General features: G+C 66.6%; 18 protein-coding genes. 8 read left to right on the forward strand and 10 right to left on the reverse strand.

Annotation, left to right across the window (positions count from 1 at the left end):
* Nucleotides 1–12: 12 nt before the first annotated feature.
* From HNS03_RS09500 to HNS03_RS09510, 3 genes are all read right to left on the reverse strand, one after another.
* The gene (locus HNS03_RS09500; RefSeq protein WP_367194816.1) at nucleotides 13–645 is read right to left on the reverse strand and encodes a hypothetical protein; all 633 of its coding nucleotides are present in this window, start codon (nucleotides 643–645) and stop codon (nucleotides 13–15) included.
* Nucleotides 646–817: 172 nt separating this feature from the next.
* Entirely contained in the window at nucleotides 818–1729 is a 912-nt protein-coding gene (locus tag HNS03_RS09505) for a sigma-70 family RNA polymerase sigma factor (RefSeq protein ID WP_367194818.1), read from the reverse strand.
* 10 nt (nucleotides 1730–1739) lie between these two features.
* Nucleotides 1740–2186 (reverse strand): carboxymuconolactone decarboxylase family protein, encoded by a 447-nt coding sequence (locus HNS03_RS09510; RefSeq protein ID WP_367194820.1) that lies wholly within the window; start codon nucleotides 2184–2186, stop codon nucleotides 1740–1742.
* Between the two features lie 105 nt (nucleotides 2187–2291).
* Between HNS03_RS09510 and HNS03_RS09515 the strand changes: the two genes are divergently transcribed.
* Nucleotides 2292–3125, forward strand: a complete 834-nt coding sequence (locus HNS03_RS09515; protein ID WP_367194822.1) for a 3-keto-5-aminohexanoate cleavage protein — start codon at nucleotides 2292–2294, stop codon at nucleotides 3123–3125.
* Between the two features lie 103 nt (nucleotides 3126–3228).
* Nucleotides 3229–3582, forward strand: a complete 354-nt coding sequence (locus HNS03_RS09520; RefSeq protein WP_367194824.1) for a hypothetical protein — start codon at nucleotides 3229–3231, stop codon at nucleotides 3580–3582.
* 41 nt (nucleotides 3583–3623) lie between these two features.
* Here HNS03_RS09520 and HNS03_RS09525 read toward each other — a convergent pair whose 3' ends face one another.
* From HNS03_RS09525 to HNS03_RS09535, 3 genes are read right to left on the reverse strand one after another with little or no spacing between them, the layout of a single operon-like run.
* On the reverse strand, nucleotides 3624–3980 hold the full coding sequence (locus tag HNS03_RS09525) for a hypothetical protein (RefSeq protein WP_367194826.1): 357 nt from the start codon (nucleotides 3978–3980) through the stop codon (nucleotides 3624–3626).
* Complete coding sequence (locus HNS03_RS09530; RefSeq protein ID WP_367194828.1) at nucleotides 3977–4402, reverse strand: group III truncated hemoglobin; 426 nt, start codon at nucleotides 4400–4402, stop codon at nucleotides 3977–3979. The genes HNS03_RS09525 and HNS03_RS09530 overlap by 4 nt, the downstream gene beginning before the upstream one ends.
* 26 nt (nucleotides 4403–4428) lie before the next feature.
* Nucleotides 4429–4725, reverse strand: coding sequence for an ArsR/SmtB family transcription factor (locus HNS03_RS09535; RefSeq protein ID WP_367194830.1), 297 nt, complete (start codon nucleotides 4723–4725; stop codon nucleotides 4429–4431).
* A 217-nt stretch (nucleotides 4726–4942) separates the two neighbouring features.
* Between HNS03_RS09535 and HNS03_RS09540 the strand changes: the two genes are divergently transcribed.
* The 4 genes from HNS03_RS09540 to HNS03_RS09555 all read left to right on the forward strand — a co-directional run bounded on the left by HNS03_RS09540 (nucleotide 4943) and on the right by HNS03_RS09555 (nucleotide 10851).
* The gene (locus HNS03_RS09540) at nucleotides 4943–6235 is read left to right on the forward strand and encodes an NAD(P)/FAD-dependent oxidoreductase (RefSeq protein WP_367194832.1); all 1293 of its coding nucleotides are present in this window, start codon (nucleotides 4943–4945) and stop codon (nucleotides 6233–6235) included.
* Between the two features lie 40 nt (nucleotides 6236–6275).
* Nucleotides 6276–6479, forward strand: a complete 204-nt coding sequence (locus HNS03_RS09545) for a DUF2892 domain-containing protein (RefSeq protein WP_367194834.1) — start codon at nucleotides 6276–6278, stop codon at nucleotides 6477–6479.
* Nucleotides 6480–6619: 140 nt separating this feature from the next.
* Nucleotides 6620–7624, forward strand: coding sequence for an efflux RND transporter periplasmic adaptor subunit (locus HNS03_RS09550; RefSeq protein WP_367194835.1), 1005 nt, complete (start codon nucleotides 6620–6622; stop codon nucleotides 7622–7624).
* Nucleotides 7621–10851, forward strand: a complete 3231-nt coding sequence (locus HNS03_RS09555; protein WP_367194837.1) for an efflux RND transporter permease subunit — start codon at nucleotides 7621–7623, stop codon at nucleotides 10849–10851. Before HNS03_RS09550 ends, HNS03_RS09555 begins: the two co-directional genes overlap by 4 nt.
* 137 nt (nucleotides 10852–10988) lie before the next feature.
* On the opposite strand, the gene HNS03_RS09560 is transcribed toward HNS03_RS09555, so the two are convergent.
* Together HNS03_RS09560 and HNS03_RS09565 are read right to left on the reverse strand one after the other, a co-directional pair.
* Entirely contained in the window at nucleotides 10989–12641 is a 1653-nt protein-coding gene (locus HNS03_RS09560) for a methyl-accepting chemotaxis protein (RefSeq protein WP_367194839.1), read from the reverse strand.
* A gap of 54 nt (nucleotides 12642–12695) precedes the next feature.
* Nucleotides 12696–13265 carry a cache domain-containing protein gene (locus HNS03_RS09565; protein ID WP_367194841.1) on the reverse strand — a complete coding sequence of 190 codons (570 nt, stop codon included), beginning with the start codon at nucleotides 13263–13265 and terminating at the stop codon, nucleotides 12696–12698.
* Nucleotides 13266–13507: 242 nt separating this feature from the next.
* On the opposite strand from HNS03_RS09565, the gene HNS03_RS09570 reads away from it, so the two are divergent.
* Together HNS03_RS09570 and HNS03_RS09575 are read left to right on the forward strand one after the other, a co-directional pair.
* Nucleotides 13508–13807: a DUF5132 domain-containing protein gene (locus HNS03_RS09570; protein ID WP_367194843.1), complete on the forward strand. Its 300-nt coding sequence runs from the start codon at nucleotides 13508–13510 to the stop codon at nucleotides 13805–13807.
* Between the two features lie 4 nt (nucleotides 13808–13811).
* The gene (locus HNS03_RS09575; RefSeq protein ID WP_367194844.1) at nucleotides 13812–14291 is read left to right on the forward strand and encodes a hypothetical protein; all 480 of its coding nucleotides are present in this window, start codon (nucleotides 13812–13814) and stop codon (nucleotides 14289–14291) included.
* Between the two features lie 178 nt (nucleotides 14292–14469).
* Here the strand turns inward: HNS03_RS09575 and HNS03_RS09580 are convergent, their stop codons facing one another.
* Together HNS03_RS09580 and HNS03_RS09585 are read right to left on the reverse strand one after the other, a co-directional pair.
* Nucleotides 14470–15603: a methionine adenosyltransferase domain-containing protein gene (locus HNS03_RS09580; RefSeq protein WP_367194846.1), complete on the reverse strand. Its 1134-nt coding sequence runs from the start codon at nucleotides 15601–15603 to the stop codon at nucleotides 14470–14472.
* Nucleotides 15603–18548 carry an HAD-IC family P-type ATPase gene (locus HNS03_RS09585; RefSeq protein WP_367194848.1) on the reverse strand — a complete coding sequence of 982 codons (2946 nt, stop codon included), beginning with the start codon at nucleotides 18546–18548 and terminating at the stop codon, nucleotides 15603–15605. The genes HNS03_RS09580 and HNS03_RS09585 overlap by 1 nt, the downstream gene beginning before the upstream one ends.
* Nucleotides 18549–18815: the final 267 nt, after the last annotated feature.

The raw sequence follows: 18815 nt of genomic DNA on the forward strand, positions 1-18815 counted from the left end.
GCACTCCGAAGATCAATGGCCGAGCTCTTTGTGGATCAAGGCAGCCAGAAGGCGCGGCAGCTCTGCCCTGTCGACGAGCCCCGCCAGTTCCTCTTCGCTGTCGGCCAGCCCCAGCTTTTGGGCGCTCGATAAAGATTTCTTGTCCACGAAGGGATAGAGTTCCGGCCAGGCGACCTGCATTTCCCGGCAGAAGATATCGGCGCCGACATCCCCGATGCCCTTGAACTGCTTCAGAAGCTTGCGCTCCTCCTGCGGGTCGCGGCCGGCGGCCTCGCGCAGTTTGCGCAGATCGCCGCCGTAGTCCTTGATCATCCGCTCCGACATATCCGCCAGACGGGTCGATGTGCTTTCGTCATAGCGGGCATAGCCGGCGTGGTTCAGGACCCGGACGCGCTCTTCCCACGTGGCGTCCGCCATCTTGCTCGCCGTGGTCCAGCCGTTCTCCGCCAACGCTTTCGCCGCCGCCATGGCCAGCCCCGCCGAAATCCGCGTACTCAAAAGCAAGGAGGCACACAGCCATCGAAACAGCGGCGACGGCGTATTCTTCGCGAGGTCGATGCCGAGCTCTTCGGCGTAGGTTCGGCTGTTGGCCAGCAGCGACGGCACGTCGGCCGTCTTTTCCGTATCGGTCTTGGCTTTGCTCATGTGGGCGCGCCTTCGGCAACGAACTCTGTCTCCACAGCAACGTATCCCGACCCGCAGAGGTTCACATTGCGATTGCGTTTCCAGGCCAAGTAGAAACCGGTTGGCCGTTCGGACACGCGTCGAAGCAGGAAGTGAGAGCCGCTCCGCGATTTCGAAAAAAGCGCAACAGCCTCTAAAGACAGGACCCGACCCGAAAGGCTTCGGGAAGCCAGTCGTCCAGATGCCGAAGCTTGTCCGGATTGCGGGTGATATAAACGGCCGTCACCCGCTCGCCCTCGATATCGACGGCAAGGGTTTGGCGATGCCCGTCGGACTCCACGGTCAACAGCCCGGGACCGCCGTTGAGCCGGAGGCGGACGGAGGCTTGCGGCGGTCCACGCCCGCGCTTGCGGGCGAGCCCGGCAAAGAAGCGGACGACGCGATCGGCACCGGCGATCACGTTGAGCGCCGCGCTGGCGCGGCCGCCACCGTCGGTGTGGAGCGTCACCTCCTCGGCGAGCAGGCGTTGAAGCGCGACCGTGTCGCCGCTGCGGGCTGCCGAAAAGAAAGCCTCGGCCACGCGGGTCGTGGTCGCTGAATCCGGCGCAAAGCGCGGCCGCACCGCCCGGACATTGGCGCGCGCCCGACTGGCGAGCTGGCGGCAGGCCGCCGGATTGCGGCCCAGAACTTTCGCGATTTCCTCGAAGTCGACCTCGAACACGTCGTGCAGGAGAAAGGCCGCCCGCTCCAGCGGAGACAGGCGCTCCAGCGCCAGCATCAGCGCGAACGAGACGTCCGAGGCAACCTCGTCGGCCGGAGCGGAGACATAGCCTGCCGCCTCCGCGATCGGCTCCGGCAGCCAGGGGCCGACATAGGTTTCCCGCTTGCGCCGGGCCGACTTCAGGCGGTCCAGCGACAGACGAGTGACAATCTGCGCCAGGAAGGCGCGCGGACTGTCGACCGTCTCACGCGGCGTACCGTGCCAGCGCAGATAGGCGTCCTGGACCACGTCTTCCGCCTCATGGACCGAGCCGAGCATCCGGTAGGCGATGGCGCCGAGGCGCTGGCGGTTTTGCTCGAACTCTTCGGTGGCCGCGTCGATCATCGCATGCAACTCAAGCCGAAGTCGGGTGTTGGGCGCGAAAGCCGACGGCCAACCGGTTCCAGACATTGATCGCGCCGATCAGGAGCGTGAGGTTCACCTGTTCCTCATCGCTGAAAGCGGCGCTCATCGCCTCGTAATCCTCGTCCGGAGCGCCGGTCTCCGCAAGCCACGTCAGCGCCTCCGTCCAGGCAAGGGCAGCCCGCTCGCGTTCGGTGTAGAGCGAGGATTCCCGCCAGGCCGACAGGAGATAGAGACGCGCCTCGCTCTCCCCGGCGGCGCGGGCGTCGCGCGTGTGCATCTCGATGCAAAAGGCGCACTGGTTGATCTGCGAGGCGCGGGTCTTCACCAGTTCGATCAGGCTCTTTTCCAGCCCGCAGGTCTGGACATAGGTCTCCAGAGTCCGCATGGCCTTGATGCCGTCCGGAGCCGCGGCGGCGAAATTCAGTCGGGTGTGCATCGCTCTCGTCCCGTGTCATGAAGAGGGGTGATGCCCTCAAGACGCGGCAGTCCCGGCCTGTGTGACATGGTCGGGGCAAAAATAACGGAAAGGGAGGAAGGCGACATGGCCGACGGTTCCATTCCGCCGGTCGCGATCGCCGTCGCGCCCAATGGCGGTCGGCGGACGACGGCAGACCATCCGGAGATTCCACTGACGCCGGCGGCCCTCGCCGCCACCGCCCGAGCCTGCCTGGACGCCGGGGCCGCAATGATTCATGTCCACGTCCGCGACCAAGCCGGCGAACACCTGCTCGATGCCGACGCCTATCGGGCCGCGATCTCCGCCATCCGCGCCGAGGTGGGCGACGCGCTGGTGCTCCAAATCACCACCGAAGCGCTCGGAAAATACCAGCCGGCCGACCAGATCGCGCTGGTGCGTGCGCTGAAGCCGGAGGCCGCGTCCCTCGCGCTGCGCGAGATCGCGCCGGGAGCAGACGACGTGCCCGCCTTCGCCGATCTTCTCGGCTTCATGCGAGAGGAGCGGATCGCACCTCAGATCATCCTTTATACGCCTGAAGAGGCCGAACGCCTGGCCGGGCTGATCCGTGAGGGCGAAATCCCGGCAACCGATCTTCCGATAATTTTCCCGCTGGGTCGCTACACCGCCGGCCAGCGCTCCGAACCTGCGGACCTTCTGCCCTTCCTCGCGCCAGGCCGGCCACGCTTCGACCACTGGATGGTGTGCGCCTTCGGCCCGCGCGAGGCCGCCTGCGTTGCCACCGGCGCCTTGTTGGGCGGCCACATCCGGGTCGGGTTTGAAAACAATCTCCAGCTCCCCGACGGCCGCACCGCGCCGGACAATGCCGCCCTCGTCGCCACGGCCGCCAATCTCGTCCGCGCCGCCGGCCTGACGACGGCAAGTGCCACGGACCTTCGGCGCGCCTGGCGGATCGACTGAACCGGGGCGTTCCCCGCTTTTTGCTCTTTTCCTCCGCCCGATCGACCCCACATGAAAACGTAGGTGAATAGCGATTGGAGCGTGGTTCGGGGGAGGGATGGACATGGCTTCGAGCGAACCGACAGCCGCAGCGCCACGGCCCTGGCGGCAATCGTTACGGCGCGGCCTTGTCGGAGCCGGGCGTCTTCTCGCCCTTGTCGTTTCCGCGGCCACGTTGATCGCCGCGCTCGTGGCACTTTCCGATGGCGTATCCGCCTGGTTTGCGATCGCCCCAGGTGCAGGCTTCCTGGCCGCACTCGGCCTTTCGTTCCTGCCGGGCCTTTCGGCCGTGCTGGCGGGCCTCGCCGCCGCCTCCGTTTGGGGCTGGCCGGCGGCCGGATCGCTTGCGCTCGCCCTCGCCGCCTTTTGCGCAGCGCTTTATGTGCGCGCCGCAACGCGCACGTTGCGCAGCGCGTAGGGCGATCCGCAAAGCAGAGATCGACTTCCCCGAATATCAGATCAGCGAAAGCGCCGCGTCTGCGGAAACGCCCGCTCGATATCCGACAGGATCGAGCCGATCGTAGCGGCTCCGGTCGCAAACTCGCCCGCGTTCGAGGCCTGCCGTTTCTTGAGCCGCTCGAACGCCGCGACGATCTGTCGAAGCTGATCGTCGCCAGAAGCCCCGACAGGGAGCGCCGCCAACACGCGGCGGGCCGCGAACACCGCCGCCAGCCCGACCTTATCGTCATAGCTCTCCCGCTCGATCCGATGCTGGCGATCCAGGATCGCCTCCACCGCCTCCACCACGGCTGTGCCGGTCAGGCCGCTCTGGCGGCTCCGTGTCAGCCGGGCAATGAAACGGGCGAGACGCGTCACGAGGGGCGCCGGCCGAACATTCCGAGCTTGAAGCTTTCGGCGATACGCTCCGCCCGGTCGATGAAGATCGCCGCGACCTCCGGCGACGCTACCTCCGCCGCCGTTTTCCGGAACAGACTTAGCCAGCGTGCGAAATGCGCGGGTTCGACGCCTTGAAGACGCGCATGCACCGGCATCGGACGGCCATGATAGCGCCCGCTCTTGAGCATGATCGACGACCAGAAATCGCACATCTTGCTCAGATGCGAGCCCCAATCGGCGATCTCGGCGGCGAAGATCGGCGCCAAAACCGCGTCGGCGCGGATCCGATCATAGAAGGTGACCACCAGCCGCTCGATCAGCGCCTCGTCGATCTCGGGATGAAGCGGCTGGCGCAGCAGATTGCGCTCGGCGCGTTCGGCATCGGACGGTTCGGATTTCATCCCGGACCCTTCTCGGATATTGGCGATCATTCGGCCTGAACGGGCGCCGGACAGAACGCCGCATGCAGGGCTTCGACCACGGTCAGAACCTCCGGCCGGGTGATGCGATAATATTGCGCCGTCCCCTCGCGCCGGGCTTCCACCAGCCCGTCGGCCCTCAGCCGCATGAGCTGCTGGGACATCGGCACCTGAGCAACGCCGAGCTCGCTGCGGAGCTCGGCCACCGACTTTTCCTCGCGCCCAAGCGCGCACAGCACCAACAGCCGCTGAGGGTGCGACAGGCTGCGCATCAGTTCGGCGGCGTCGCCGGCGGCTGGGATCATGTCCGATACATTCATGATATTGAATTTATATTCCTTGAATGTTATCTGCAAGTCATGAAGCGCACAGGAGCGATCGCCGGCCGCGATCCGAGGAGCCTGCACCGTTTCGCGCGCGCTTCAACGACAATTGCGAACAATCAACGACAGGTCGTGCCGGTGCAAGGAAAGTGAAGCATCGGCATCTCACCAATACAAAGACAGGGATGGAGGAACGGCCATGACAGAGGTCGTCATACTCGGAGCGGGTCTCGGCGGAGTTATCATGGCCTACGAGATCAAGGAGAAGCTTGGCAAGGCGAGCAAGGTCACCGTCGTCAACGCGGGCCACACCTATACGTTCGTTCCCTCGAACCCATGGGTGGCCGTTGGCTGGCGCACGCCGGAGGAAGTCTCCGTCGACCTGCGGCCGGTATTCCAGCGCCGGGATATCGAGCTTCGTCCGGAAGGCGCCAAGCGCGTGCACCCGTCCGAAAACCGGGTGGAGCTCAACGACGGGAGCGATCTCGCCTACGACTATCTGGTGATCGCCACCGGTCCGGACCTCGCCTTCGACGAAATCGAGGGGCTCGGCCCCCATGGCAACACCCAGTCGGTGTGCCAGCTCGACCACGCCAGCGACGCCAAGGCCGCCTTCGAGACGCTCGTGAAAAGTCCGGGACCTGTTGTCGTCGGCGCGGTCCAGGGCGCGTCCTGCTTCGGTCCGGCCTACGAGTTCGCCTTCGTGCTCGACACCGCCCTGCGCCAGGCCAAGGTGCGAGATCAGGTCCCGATGACCTTCGTCACGCCCGAACCCTATGTCGGCCATCTCGGCCTCGACGGCGTAGGCGACACCAAGGGTCTGCTCGAGAGCGCCATGCGCGAGCACCACATCAAGTGGATCACCAACGCCAAGGTGACGAAGGTCGAAGCCGGCACGATGCACGTCGAAGAGGTCGACGAGCAGGGCGCCACCAAGACGACCCACGAGCTGCCCTTCGCCTACTCCATGCTGTTGCCCGCCTTTCGCGGCGTTCCGGCGGTCAGCGGGATCGACGGCCTGACCAATCCGCGCGGCTTCGTGCTGATCGACAAATATCAGCGCAATCCGGCGTTCCCGAACGTGTTCGCCATCGGCGTGTGCGTGGCGATCCCGCCGGTAGGCAAGACGCCGCTGGCTGTCGGCGTTCCGAAAACCGGCTTCATGATCGAATCCATGGTGACGGCAACCGCCGCCAACATCGCAAGTCTGGTCAACGGCGAAGCTCCCCGTGCGGTGGCGACATGGAACGCGGTCTGCCTTGCCGATTTCGGCGACGATGGGATCGCCTTTGTGGCCCAGCCGCAAATCCCGCCGCGCAACGTCAACTGGTCGTCCCAAGGCCGCTGGGTCCACGCCGCCAAGATCGGCTTTGAGAAATACTTCCTGCACAAGGTTCGGCAGGGCAAGAGCGAGACCTTCTACGAGAATCTCGCCCTCGACATCCTGGGAGTGAAGAAGCTCAAGGACATCCACATCGAGTCTGCCGAGTGAGCCAAGCACCCCTCATTCCGCCATCTATTGGAGACTTTAAATGACTGTCGATCGTGCCGTCATGATGTTTGCGGGGATCATGATCCTCGTGTCGCTCGCGCTGGGCGTCTATGTCTCGCCCTACTGGTTCCTGCTGACCGCCTTCGTCGGGCTCAACCTGATGCAGGCGTCCGTCACCGGCTTCTGCCCGGCGGCAATCTTCTTCAAGAAGCTGGGCATCAAGACCGGCTGCGCGTTCCAGTAACCGGACCGACCGCGGATCCAGGTCGGGGTTCGCGGCTCTTTGTCCTTTCACGTCTTCGTCCGCTGGCCGGCGCCTTGCCGGCCGTTTCCCTCCAAGCCGATGACGGTCGTCCCGACGTCGGCCTGAGCTCCGAGTTCGTCATGGTCCGCGCCCCACTTCTCCTTCTCGGTCTCCTCGCCGTCGCGGCCGCCACACCGGCTGCCGCCGCCGACTTCCTCGTCGAGCCGGTCACGGTGCCGGAATACAAGGCCGTCTACGGCCAGGTCGAAAGCCGGACGATCACGCCGGCGCGCGCCCGGATCGGCGGGACCATCCAGGAGGTCCGCATCTCCGAAGGCGACATCGTCAAGAAGGACGAAGTCGTGGCGATCGTCGTCGACGAAAAGATCGCGCTGGAAATGGCGGCGGCGGACGCCCGCATCATGGCGCTCGATTCCCAGATGGAAAACGCCAAGACCGATCTGGACCGCGCCAAGCAACTCCTCGATCGCGGCGTCGCGGCCCAAAGCCGGTTCGACCAGGCCCAGACCGCCTACAACGTCGTGGTCCATCAGGTCGCCGCCGCCCAGGCCGAAAAGCAGGTGATCGAAGAGCGTGCCAACGAGGGCGACGTCCTGGCTCCCACCGACGGCCGCGTGCTGACCGTGCCGGTGACCGTGGGCGCCGTCGTGCTCGCCGGCGAGGAGATCGCGCGGATTGCCAGCGGCGGCTACTTCCTGCGCCTGTCGCTGCCGGAACGTCACGCCGCGGAGATCGAGGAAGGCCAGACCGTACAGATCGGCAAGCGCGGCCTGTCGGCCCGCGCGGCGGTCGAGGCGGGCGCGGCCACCACCGGGCGCGTTGCCAAGGTCTATCCGGAAATCAACGACGGCCGGGTCGTGGCCGACGTCGAGGTGGCCTCGCTGGGCGACTACTTCGTCAACGAGCGCACGCTGGTGCGCATGCCGGTCGGCAAGCGCACCGTGATCGCGGTTCCTCGCGAGGCGCTGAAGACCGTGCATGGCATCGACTATGTCCGCATCAAGACCGAGAGCGGCGAACAGGACGTCGCCGTCATCATCGGCGAGCCGGTCACCATCGAAGGCGAGGATCGGGTCGAGGTTCTGACCGGGCTGAACGCCGGCGACACGGTGATCCTGCCATGAAGCTCGGCATTGCAGGCGGCCTGACCAAGGCCTTCATCACCTCCCCGCTGACCCCGCTGTTCCTGCTCGCCTCGTTCGCGCTCGGCATCGTCGCGCTGATGACGCTGCCGCGCGAGGAGGAGCCGCAGATCTCCGTGCCGATGGTGGAAATCCACGTCCAGGCCAACGGCCTGAAGGCGGAAGATGCCGCCAAGCTCGTGACCGAGCCGCTTGAGACCATCATCAAGAGCATCGATGGCGTCGAGCATGTCTATTCGCGCACCCAGGACGACGGCGCCGTCGTGCTCGCCCGCTTTTTGGTGGGCACGAGCCAGGACGCGGCCATCCTGCGCGTGCACGAGAAGATCCGCGCCAACATGGACCAGATCCCGGTCGGGATCCCGGAGCCGCTGATCGTCGGCCATGGCATCGACGACGTTGCGATCGTCGTGGTCACGCTGTCGCCCAAGCCGGAAGCCGCCGGACGCTGGACCGAGAACGGCCTCACCCGGGTCGCCCGCGAACTGCAGATCGAGATGGCGAAGCTGGCGGATGTGGGGCTCACCTACATCGTCGGCGAGCAGCCGGAGGAGCTGCGCGTCGAGCCGGACCCGGAAAAGCTCTCGCTCTACGGCATCACCCTGCAGCAGCTTGCCCAGAAGATCTCCGGGGCCAACCAGTCGGTGCAGATCGGCTTGGTGCGCGAAAACCAGGAACAGCGCGCCCTGGTCGCCGGCCAGACGCTGCAGACCGGGCCGGAGATCGGCAATCTGTTCCTGACCGCCCGAGACGGCCGTCCGGTCTATGTCCGCGACGTGGCCGACGTGACGCTCGCCACCTCCTCCAACGAGGTGCACGTCAGCGACGTCCAGGTCGACGGCGGCGACCAGCTTGTCCGCGTTCCCGCCGTGTCCCTGGCCATCGCCAAACGGCCGGGAACCAACGCCGTCGTGATCTCCGAGCAGATCCTGCACCGGCTGGAACTGATGCGGGGCCAGATCCTGCCCGACGACATCGACGTCACCATCACCCGCAACTACGGAGAATCGGCCAACGAGAAGGCCAACGAGCTCCTGTTCCATCTCGCCCTCGCCACGATCTCGATCGTCGCCCTGATCGCGATCGCGATCGGCTGGCGGGAGGCGATGGTGACGCTGGTGGTGATCCCGACCACGATCCTGCTCACCCTCTTCGCCGCCAATATCATGGGCTACACCATCAACCGGGTGAGCCTGTTCGCGCTGATCTTTTCCATCGGCATCCTGGTCGACGACGCCATCGTGGTGATCGAGAACATCTCCCGCCATTGGGCGATGCGAGACGGGCGGCCGCGGGTTCAGGCAGCGATCGAAGCGGTGGCGGAAGTCGGCAACCCGACCATCGTCGCCACCCTCACCGTGATCGCGGCCCTGTTGCCGATGCTGTTCGTCTCCGGACTGATGGGGCCCTACATGGCGCCGATCCCCGCCAATGCCTCGGCGGCGATGGTGTTCTCCTTCTTCGTCGCCGTGGTGCTGACGCCCTGGCTGATGATGAAGTTCGGACCGAAGGTGCCCCACGGCCACGGCGGTGGGGTCGAAGGCGGCCACGGCACGGTCGGCGGGCTCGGCCGCGCCTATATCGCGGTCGCCCGGCCGATCATCAAACAGCGCTGGCGGGCCTGGACCTTCCTGCTTCTCGTCGGCGTGGCGACGCTCGCCTCCATGGGGCTCATCTACACCAAGGACGTGACCGTCAAGCTTTTGCCGTTCGACAACAAGACGGAGCTGCAGGTGGTGGTCGACCTGCCGGAAGGCTCGTCCGTGGAGGACACCAACCGGACGCTGCAACTCGTGACCGACCGGCTCGCCGACCTGCCGGAGGCTATGTCGTTCCAGACCTATGCCGGTACCTCCGCGCCGTTCAACTTCAACGGCCTGGTGCGGCAATACTATTTACGCACCCAGCCGCAGATGGGCGACGTCCAGGTCAACCTGGTTCCGAAGGAGGAGCGCGACCGCACCAGCCACGACGTGGCGCTCGACATCCGCGAGCGGCTGAAAGGGCTCGACGTACCCGCAGGCACCACCTTGAAGGTGGTGGAGCCGCCGCCCGGCCCGCCGGTGCTGGCGACCCTGCTCGCCGAGATCTACGGCCCCGATCCCGAAATCCGCCGCCAAGTCGCCACCAAGGTCCGCGAGGCGTTCGAAAGCGTGCCCTTCGTGGTCGACGTGGACGATTCCTTCGGCACGCCGGCCGAACGCGTCCGGATCGCGATCGACCAGGAGAACCTGGAATATTATCGGGTCGAGCAGGGCGACGTGTACAACACCGTCTCCTCGCTGTTCGGCGGCCAGACCGTGGGCTACTCCCACCGCGGCGGCGGGCGCCAGCCGATCCCGATCACGGTGGCGCTGCCGAAGAGCGAGAAGGTGGTGGACGAGCGCACGCTGGCAACGCCGGTGGCGGCAAATGCCCTGCCCGGCGACCGCTCGATCGTCGAGCTCGGCGACGTGGTGGAAGTTCAACGCGAGCCGGCCTCGTTCCCGATCTTCCGCCACAACGGCCGGCCGGCGGAAATGGTGCAGGCGGAGCTTGCCGGCGAATTCGAGGCCCCGATCTACGGCATGCTCGCCGTGCAGGACGCCATCGACGCCATGGACTGGGGCGATCTGCCGAAGCCGGTGATCAAGCTGCACGGCCAGCCGGAGGACGAAACCCATCCGACCCTTCTGTGGGATGGCGAATGGGAGGTTACCTGGGTGACCTTCCGCGACATGGGCGCGGCCTTCGGTGTGGCGATCCTGGGGATCTACATCCTTGTGGTCGCCCAGTTCGGCTCGTTCAAGCTGCCGCTGGTCATCCTGACGCCAATCCCGCTGACGCTGATCGGCATCATGATCGGCCACTGGATCTTCCATGCGCCGTTCACGGCCACGTCGATGATCGGCTTCATCGCGCTCGCCGGCATCATCGTGCGCAACTCCATCCTGCTGGCCGATTTCATCCGTCATGCCCGCGCGCCGGAGCGGCCGCTGCTCGACGTGCTGCTGGAGGCGGGCGCGATCCGCTTCAAGCCGATCCTGCTGACCGCCTTGGCGGCGATGATCGGCGCGGCGGTGATCCTGGCCGATCCGATCTTCCAGGGGCTCGCGATCTCACTCCTGTTCGGGCTGGCCTCGTCGACGCTGCTGACGGTGCTGGTGATCCCGGCGATCTACGTCGCGCTGCGCGGCGGCAAGGACCCGGCGACGACCCCGTCGGCCTGAGCCACACATGCGATCGACCCGGTGTGGGCCGGTCGCTAAGCGCGGACGGTGAGGCCGTGCGCCCCCAAAAACGAAACGGCCCGGACATCGGGGTGGCGATGTCCGGGCCGTCCGTCCTGGGACGTCGCCTTGGGGGGCTATGCGACGTCTTTCAGGAACCGGTCGACGACGGTGCGCAGCTCTTCGGTCTGGCCGGCCACACTGGTGGAGGCGGTCTCCACGCGGGCCGCCGCTTGCGAGGTCTGGCCTGCGACCTCGGTGACACCGGAGATCCGCTCGGCCGCGTCGCGGGTGCCGGAGGCGGCTTCCGCCACGTTGCGGGTGATGTCGCCAGTGGCCTGGCCCTGCTGGCCGACCGCGGCGGCGATCGCATTGGTGCAGCCGATCACGTCCTCCATGATGTCGCTGATTGCCTGGATCGCAGTGACCGCATCGTTGGTCGACGTCTGGATGGCGCCGACCTGGGCGGAGATCTCCTCGGTCGCCTTGGAGGTCTGGCTCGCCAGCGTCTTCACCTCGGCCGCCACGATCGCGAAGCCGCGCCCATGTTCGCCTGCGCGTGCCGCCTCGATGGTGGCGTTGAGGGCAAGCAGGTTGGTCTGGGCGGCGATGTCGGAAATCAGTTCCACCACTTCGCCGATCTTCTGGGCGGCCTCGGCCAGCCCAGAAATGGTCTCGTTGGTGGCGCGGGTGCCTTGCGAGGCGCGGGCGACCACCTCGTTGGTGTCGGCCACCTGTCGACCGATCTCGCCGATCGACGCGGCAAGCTCTTCGGAGGCGGAGGCCACGTTCTGGACGTTGTCGGACGCCTGCCGGGATGCCAATGCCGCGCCGGAGGCTCCGCCGGTGGCGTTTTCGGCGTAGCTCATCAGCGACGACGCGGTCGACAGCATCGTTTCCATGTTGACGCCGATCTGGCCGAGAAGGCCCTGGATCTGGACCCGGAAGTCGGCAATCAACCGGTCGGTGCGCTCCTGTCGGGCAATCTGCTCGCGCTGGGACCGCTCCTGGTCCGCCGCCAGACGCTGCCGCTCGATCGCATTGTCGCGGAACACCGCGACCGCCCGCGCCATGTCGCCGATTTCGTCGCGCCGTTCGGTGCCGATGAGCGCGAACGCCGTGTCTCCGGACGCAAGCTTGTTCATGGTGGCGAGCACGCCGGCGATCGGACGGCTCATCCAGCGGCGCATGGCGAAGTCGATCAGAAAGGCCACGATGATCGCGATCAGCAGGGCCTCACCGACATTCAGGAACGACCGGTTGCGCAGCGCAGCCCAGGCCGCGCTGTTGTCCCAGACGATCACGGCGCTGCCGATCACCTGCTTGTCCGCGCCAAAGTGCACCGGCGCGGCGGTGACATGAAACGCGCCGTCGACCCGGTTCGCGCCGTCGCTGTCGGCCAACGCTTCGCCCGCGACCGCCTTCGCGACGTCCGCCTTGCCGGCATTGCCGGCTGCCGCGATCAACGCGCCATCGGTGTCGATCGCCGCCACATAGACCGCGTGCATCGAAACGTCGGACAGAAGGACGTCGGCGGTCGCCGCGACGGCATCGGCCTTCTTGAAGCGGACGGCGCCGGAAAGCTGGCCCGCGAGCAGCGCGGTGAGCTGATCGTGCATGACCAGCAGATCAGCCTGTTTGCGGCCCGCTTCGTTGGAATAGTTGAGGACGGTCGTGCACATGAAGCCGAACGCAACGGCAGCGAAGACCACAAGCGCGACACGGGTCCTCAGCGACGTCTTTCGCGAGGTGCGCGCGATGCCCGCATCCTGCTTGATTTCACCGGACATCATGTCACTCCGTGCTTCGGTTTCTGGACGGGGTAAAACAGGTGGTCGCCGCGCTTACTGGAGATATTCGACGTTGACGCCGATGGTGAGCGCTCCGATCACCTCGCCATTGTCGACGACCGGCATGGAGACCTGGCTCTGATAGGTCTGGGAGGATTCGTCGAATTCGATGTCGGAGATGTGCAGGGAGCCGGCGCCCTTACCGAAGGTCTCCTGCCACTTGGCTTCGTCGCCCTGCCAATAGTCCGACGTCACGTCGCTCTGGGCCACGTTCAGGCCCTTGGCGTCCATGACGAAGATTTCGGTATAGAGGCCGGAGGACGAGTCCTTCTTTGCCAGGAGGAACGCGGACGCCGGCCGCGCGAGCATCGCATCGATCGTCGGCCGCTCGGCCGCGCCGACCTCTTCGCGCCAACGGCTGTCGGCCGCGTCGATCATGGCCTGATCGTATCCGCCGGTCTCGGCGTTCTGGGCTTTCACGGCGGCGATCACTTCCGGTGCGGAGGCAATGGAGGCCACTTCCGTGATCGCAAGCGCTTTGAGAGGAGCGTCGAACTCGTTCGCGAGCGCCAGCGAGACGAGGCCGGCGAGGATGCACAATCCGGACAGGAGCGAGCGGGTCATCAGAGGATTCCTTGGTCTGGAGGCTATTGGCGAATTTGCTTCTTTTCCTGGCTAACGGGGCGGGCTTGCACGAAGCTTGGCAAACAAAGACGGTCCGGCCTCTACCGAAGATCGAATTGGTCGCAGCCCTGGCGAGGGGCTCGCCGATTTCCCTTGGCTCGGAGATCGGTTAGACTTTGCCTCCCGTGCCCCGGCCGCTGCCGTGGGCACGGTCCGGCTCTTGATCGACAGAGGTTATCGCAATGCTCGGACGCGGCTTTCTGTTGGGTGCGGCGGTCGCCGCAGGCGGGTTGTTGCTGATCCCGGGCGTTGCGGCCGCGACCGCGCGGGCCGGACGCCCGCTGGCTCGCAGCTCCGTCAAGTACGGCACCGCGGCCTATCTCAGCCTCCAGAAGGCAGCGTCCGAAGCCTACGAGCACTTCGAGGATATGGCCGCGGAAGTGCGCGCCGAGATGCACTCCGCCGCGCAAGAGGCAACCGAGGCCGCATCGGATGCTGCGAGCGACGCCGAACCGGCCACCGAACAGACCGGGACCGTCTGAGACGATGAGCGCGGACGCCGCCCCGCCGGTTTCGCTTCGGCTGGCGCACCAGATGCCGGGGCGGGTTCGACTGCGGACGATCCAGCCGGCAGACGCCAACGAGATCGCCGCGCTGGTCGATCGCATCGCGGCCGTGCCCGGGCTCACGCGGGTGGTTGGCCGCCCGCAGACCGGCAGCATCATCGTGGAAGGGTCAGGCGCCGAAGGCGAGATCGCGCGCCTTCTTCAGGAGCACGGCGCGGCCCGGATCGTCACCAACCAGAGCCACTTTGCCCCGCCGATCGACCAGGCCCTGCAATTCGGCGTCGCCAAGCTGGACTACGAAATCGCGTCACACACCGCGAAATCGCTGCGCCTGCATTCGCTGCTGGCGCTGCTTCTCTTGGCCGCTGCCGCCGTGCAGCTCGCGCGCGGCCAGATCGCCGGCCCCGCCACGACGCTCTTGATGAGCGCGCTCTCGCTCCTGGAGCAGCCGCAGCGGTAGACCTAGAATAAATCCTTTTTCGCTCAAATTGAATCGATTCGGGCGGTAAGGACTTGCTGAACCACTTGAATTTGGAGCCATTTCTTGTCGCTCAGATGTTTCCATCTGAGCGGAAAAGACTTTAGCTCAAATGGAATGGAACCCGGTTGGGCGTCCGGAAACACGTCACGACAAAAGCTCAAATCTCCGCCGCCGTCTCCCACGGCAGGTCCAGATCGGACCGGCCGAAGTGGCCGTAGGTGGCGAGGTCGCGGTAGAAGCGCCCATCGCGCGCGGCGGGCAGACCCCAGAGCCCGAACCGCTCGGCGATCGCGCCGACCCGAAAATCGAACGCCGCGCCGACAATCCGGAGAATATCGGCGTCGGGTTTCGCGCCTGAGCCGAACGTATCCACCTCAACACTGATCGGCCCGCTGTCGCCGGCGACATAGGAGAGCTGCACCTCGCATTCGCGGGCGAGACCCGCCTCCACCACGCTCAGGGCCGCATGACGGGCGGCATAGGCCGCGATCCGATCGACGCGCGCCGGGTCCTTGCCGCTCAAGGCCGAACTGCCGTGGCGGGAGAACGAGCCGTAGCAATCGTCGGCCGTCTTGCGTCCGGTCAGTCCGGCATGAGTGCGCGGTCCGCCGCGCTCGGACCGCCGGGTCACCACGATCCGCGTCTCCGGGCCCGGCGCCGCCTCTGCCGCACCGAGGGCGGGCGCGACCACATCGGACACGAACACCTCCCGGACCGCCGCTTCGCTCAGATCGTCGGTATCGGCGGAAAAGGTGAGCGCGATCACGTCGAAGGCGACCGGCCGACGCTCCTCGAACCGCACCGCGACCTGAACCTGGGCGTCCGGCGACAGTCCGGCGAGACTCCCGTCCCGCCGCAGGCCGTCGAGACAGGCGGTCAGGCGGTGGGCCGACCAGATCGGCAACGCGATCCGCTCCGGGGTATGATCGCAGGCATGGCCGAAGACGGTCGTCATGTGGCCGGCCGGACGGTCCGGATCGGATGAAGGGCCAGCCATCTCCCCGTTGAGCACGCTGTCGAGCATCACAGTCATGCGTGTCGGCGCATCGGAGTTGTGATAGCCGGCCAAGTCGATGACCCGGCGCGCGGTCGCGGCCGGATCGAATGCCAGCTCGCGACGATGGCGCAGAGACAGGAAGATCACGCCCGAGGCGGCGGCGCACTCGGCGTTGATCGCGCCCTGGGGATCGGACGCCAAACAGGCGTCGACCACCGCGTCGCTGATCTGGTCGCAAAGCTTGTCGGGATGCCCCACGGTGACCGATTCCGACGTCAGAACGAAGTTCCGCATCAGTCCACCTCCTTGCCCTCGATCTGAAATGCAATCCCACGCCTGGCGAGCACGCTCGCAAACGGCACCAGCGCGGCCCCCGTCGCCACCGCCGTGTCGAATCCGGAAAGCGGCGCGATACCGAGAAGCCGCCGCAGCGGGCCAATCAAGAACGGTGCCACCGCCAGCGCGGAGGAGCCCAGGATCGCCAGATCCAGCGTCTTGTTCTCCAGTAGTTTTTCCGGATGGAGCTGACGCGGATCGCGGCGCTGACACACCAGCGTGTAGAGAAGCTGAGCGAGCGACAAGGTCAGGAACGTCATGCCGCGGGTCTGCGGTCCGGGGCCGTAGCGGACGAGCCCGGTGAAATGGGAGGCGAGCGCGGACGCCGCGATCACTGCGCTGTCGCGCCCCATCCGCTGCAGGTCCGATCCGGGAATGATGCTTTCGCCCGGCGCGCGCGGCGCCTGCTCCATCACGTCAGGATCGGGGTCGGCCAGCGCCAGGCCGAGGCCGGGAAACACATCGGTCGTGAGATTGATCCAGAGCAGCTCCATCGGCGTCTCGATCTCGCCCGGACCATGCAGCGCCTCCACGATGGAAACCGCAATCTCCGACATGTTGGTGGTGATCAGGAACTCCAACGAGCGGCGGATATTGCGGTAGATCGCACGCCCCTGAGCGATCGCTTCGATCAAGGTGCCGAGCTCGTCGTCGCGGATCACCACGTTGGCGACATCGCGCGCGAGATCGGTGCCGCTCTCGCCCATGGCAATGCCGATATTGGCCGCATTCAGCGCCGGGCCGTCGTTGACGCCGTCGCCGGTCATCGCGACCACCCGGCCGCTCGCCTGCAGGGCCTTCACGATCGCAAGCTTCTCGTGGCTGGAGACCCGCGCGAACACATGGGTCTCACCGGCAAGCCCTGCGAGGAGCTCCTGAGACATCTCCGTCAGGTTGGCGGAATCGATGACCTTCAGGGGCGCGCCGTTCGACAGGTTGAGCGCACGCGCCGTGGCCGCGGCGGTGGCCGCCTGATCGCCGGTGATCAGCACGGTCTCGATGCCCGCAGCATGCAGCGACTTGATGAAGTCGGCCGCCCCCGGCCGGATCGGATCCACCATCGCCACCAGACCGAGGAAGGTCAGCCCATCCGGAGCGTCACCGCCGTCGTGATCGTCGCGACGCGCGAAACCGAGCACCCGCGCCGGCCGCGACGCCAGACGATCGTTGGCCGCAAGGAGCGCGGCCCGGTCGTCCTCCGTCAGCGGGCGCACGACTCCCCCATCGAGCACCTGGGTCGAGCGCGCAAGCAGCGCCTCCGGCGCACCCTTCACCGCCGTCAATGGCGCCTCGCCGCCGTGGCGGGTGGTCATCCAGGGTCGACCGATGCCGCGCTCCACGGTTTCCCGGCGCGGCCGCTCCGCGCGGATCCCCGCAACGTCGATGCCGAGGCCTTCGGCGAAGGCCAGCAGCGCATGCTCGGTCGGCGAGGCGATCACGCCACGCCCATCGTCGACTCCAGCGTCGTTGTTCAACGCCGCGACCTCGGCCAGCGCCTGAAGCGCGCCGCAATCGTCGCACGCGACATCGGTCAACCCAGCGACCGCCTCGACCACCTCCATCCGGTTCTGGGTGAGCGTGCCGGTCTTGTCCAGGCAGATGGTCTGCAGCGCGCCCATGCTCTCCACCACCGCGAGATCGCGGATCAGGATGCCGCGTTCCTCCATCCGCTTAAGGCCGGAGGAGAGCGTGCTGGTCGCCACCACCGGCAAACCTTCCGGCACCGCCGCAACCGCGAGCGCCAGCGCGTCCTTCAGGATCGTGCCCAGCGGATAGCCGCGCAGCAGACCGACGCCCGCGAACACCCCGCAGGCGACCAGGCTTGCCGTCGCCAGCCGACTGCCGAGACGTTCCAGCTCCGCCTCGACCGGCGCCTGGGGCCGGCTCGGAGTTGCCGACAAAAGCTGGATGCGGGCGGCTTCCGTCGCCGCGCCGGTCGCCACCACGAGCGCCGACGCGTCGCCTTCCGACACGATGGTTCCGGCAAACAGCATGGTCGGCCGGGACCCGATCGGCGCAGCCGCATCCACACGCAGGTCGGCATGCTTTTCCACCGGCAGGCTTTCGCCGGTGAGCGCGGACTCGTCGACAGATAAAGCGCGGGCCGACAGCAGACGGCAATCGGCCGGCACCTGGTGTCCCGGCGCCAGCATCAGCAGATCGCCGGGAACGAGCTCTCCCGCCGCAATCAGCCGCTCCACACCGTCGCGCATGACCCGCGCGCTGGTGCGCGAGGTGTCCATCAGATCATGGATCCGCCGCTCCGCCTGCCCTTCCGTCACGAAGCCCAGCACGCCGTTGCCCACCACCACGGCGAGCGTGGCGATCGCATCGGCGACGTTGCGGCTGCCGAGCGAAACGACCGAGGAGCCCAGAAGCATCATCACCGGCAGGCCACGGAACTGCCGCAACAGGATCGAGAGCGAGGACGGACGTTCCTCCCGCGGCATGACGTTGGCGCCATGCGCCCGGAGGCGTCGCAAGGCTTCGTCGGACGACAGGCCATGTTCGACGTCGCTGGCGAGCTCCGCCACGATTTCGGCGATATCGCGGGCATGCCAGGCCGGAGCCGGGCGATCTCCCCGCTCGGTCCGCGCCGTGTTCGACGCCCCGGCCGATGCGCACGCCGGAGCGGAGGCGACCCGCTCGGCCGCCGTCGCGGGATCGGCGGAAAGGGCCCGTCGAACGCCCTCCACGATCTCGTCGAGGGCGTGGGCGGGATCGAAATGAACGACGAGGCTGCCGGTTACCGGACGCAGCACGGCGGACAGAATGCCCGGATGATGATCCGGCGCGGCGCTGGCGCGCGCTACCAAATCGGCGCGGCCGCGCAGGTCGTCGCTTTTCAGCCTGACGCGGCCGGGTGCGGCGGCATGGGCAATCGAGAGAATCGGGCCGGTCATATGCGCCGCTTTGCCTGTCGAAACCAATCCCCCATCGGCTTGCACCTTCGCAGGGGGAGATCAATTACCAACACGGAGTCGATTTGCGAATATCACTACCAAAATGGAGCGAATTTCGATGCGACCGCAGCGCGCATTGTGCGAACATCGCGCCTTCGGTCGGCAGCGGAAATTACGCCTGCGCCAAGACCGCTTTTGATTTTGAGACCCGGCCAAGTCCAACTATAACGCGCGCTCGTTGCGACACGAGCGGCAACCGGGGACTGC

Source organism: Amorphus sp. 3PC139-8, assembly GCF_040750475.1.
Taxonomy (GTDB): domain Bacteria; phylum Pseudomonadota; class Alphaproteobacteria; order Rhizobiales; family Amorphaceae; genus Amorphus.

Coding starts and splice junctions, on each gene's coding strand:
- HNS03_RS09500 (WP_367194816.1), bottom strand. CDS start 645: ATGAGCAAAGCCAAGACCGATACGGAAAAGACGGCCGACGTGCCGTCG.
- HNS03_RS09505 (WP_367194818.1), bottom strand. CDS start 1,729: ATGATCGACGCGGCCACCGAAGAGTTCGAGCAAAACCGCCAGCGCCTC.
- HNS03_RS09510 (WP_367194820.1), bottom strand. CDS start 2,186: ATGCACACCCGACTGAATTTCGCCGCCGCGGCTCCGGACGGCATCAAG.
- HNS03_RS09515 (WP_367194822.1), top strand. CDS start 2,292: ATGGCCGACGGTTCCATTCCGCCGGTCGCGATCGCCGTCGCGCCCAAT.
- HNS03_RS09520 (WP_367194824.1), top strand. CDS start 3,229: ATGGCTTCGAGCGAACCGACAGCCGCAGCGCCACGGCCCTGGCGGCAA.
- HNS03_RS09530 (WP_367194828.1), bottom strand. CDS start 4,402: ATGAAATCCGAACCGTCCGATGCCGAACGCGCCGAGCGCAATCTGCTG.
- HNS03_RS09535 (WP_367194830.1), bottom strand. CDS start 4,725: ATGATCCCAGCCGCCGGCGACGCCGCCGAACTGATGCGCAGCCTGTCG.
- HNS03_RS09540 (WP_367194832.1), top strand. CDS start 4,943: ATGACAGAGGTCGTCATACTCGGAGCGGGTCTCGGCGGAGTTATCATG.
- HNS03_RS09545 (WP_367194834.1), top strand. CDS start 6,276: ATGACTGTCGATCGTGCCGTCATGATGTTTGCGGGGATCATGATCCTC.
- HNS03_RS09550 (WP_367194835.1), top strand. CDS start 6,620: ATGGTCCGCGCCCCACTTCTCCTTCTCGGTCTCCTCGCCGTCGCGGCC.
- HNS03_RS09555 (WP_367194837.1), top strand. CDS start 7,621: ATGAAGCTCGGCATTGCAGGCGGCCTGACCAAGGCCTTCATCACCTCC.
- HNS03_RS09560 (WP_367194839.1), bottom strand. CDS start 12,641: ATGTCCGGTGAAATCAAGCAGGATGCGGGCATCGCGCGCACCTCGCGA.
- HNS03_RS09565 (WP_367194841.1), bottom strand. CDS start 13,265: ATGACCCGCTCGCTCCTGTCCGGATTGTGCATCCTCGCCGGCCTCGTC.
- HNS03_RS09570 (WP_367194843.1), top strand. CDS start 13,508: ATGCTCGGACGCGGCTTTCTGTTGGGTGCGGCGGTCGCCGCAGGCGGG.
- HNS03_RS09575 (WP_367194844.1), top strand. CDS start 13,812: ATGAGCGCGGACGCCGCCCCGCCGGTTTCGCTTCGGCTGGCGCACCAG.
- HNS03_RS09580 (WP_367194846.1), bottom strand. CDS start 15,603: ATGCGGAACTTCGTTCTGACGTCGGAATCGGTCACCGTGGGGCATCCC.
- HNS03_RS09585 (WP_367194848.1), bottom strand. CDS start 18,548: ATGACCGGCCCGATTCTCTCGATTGCCCATGCCGCCGCACCCGGCCGC.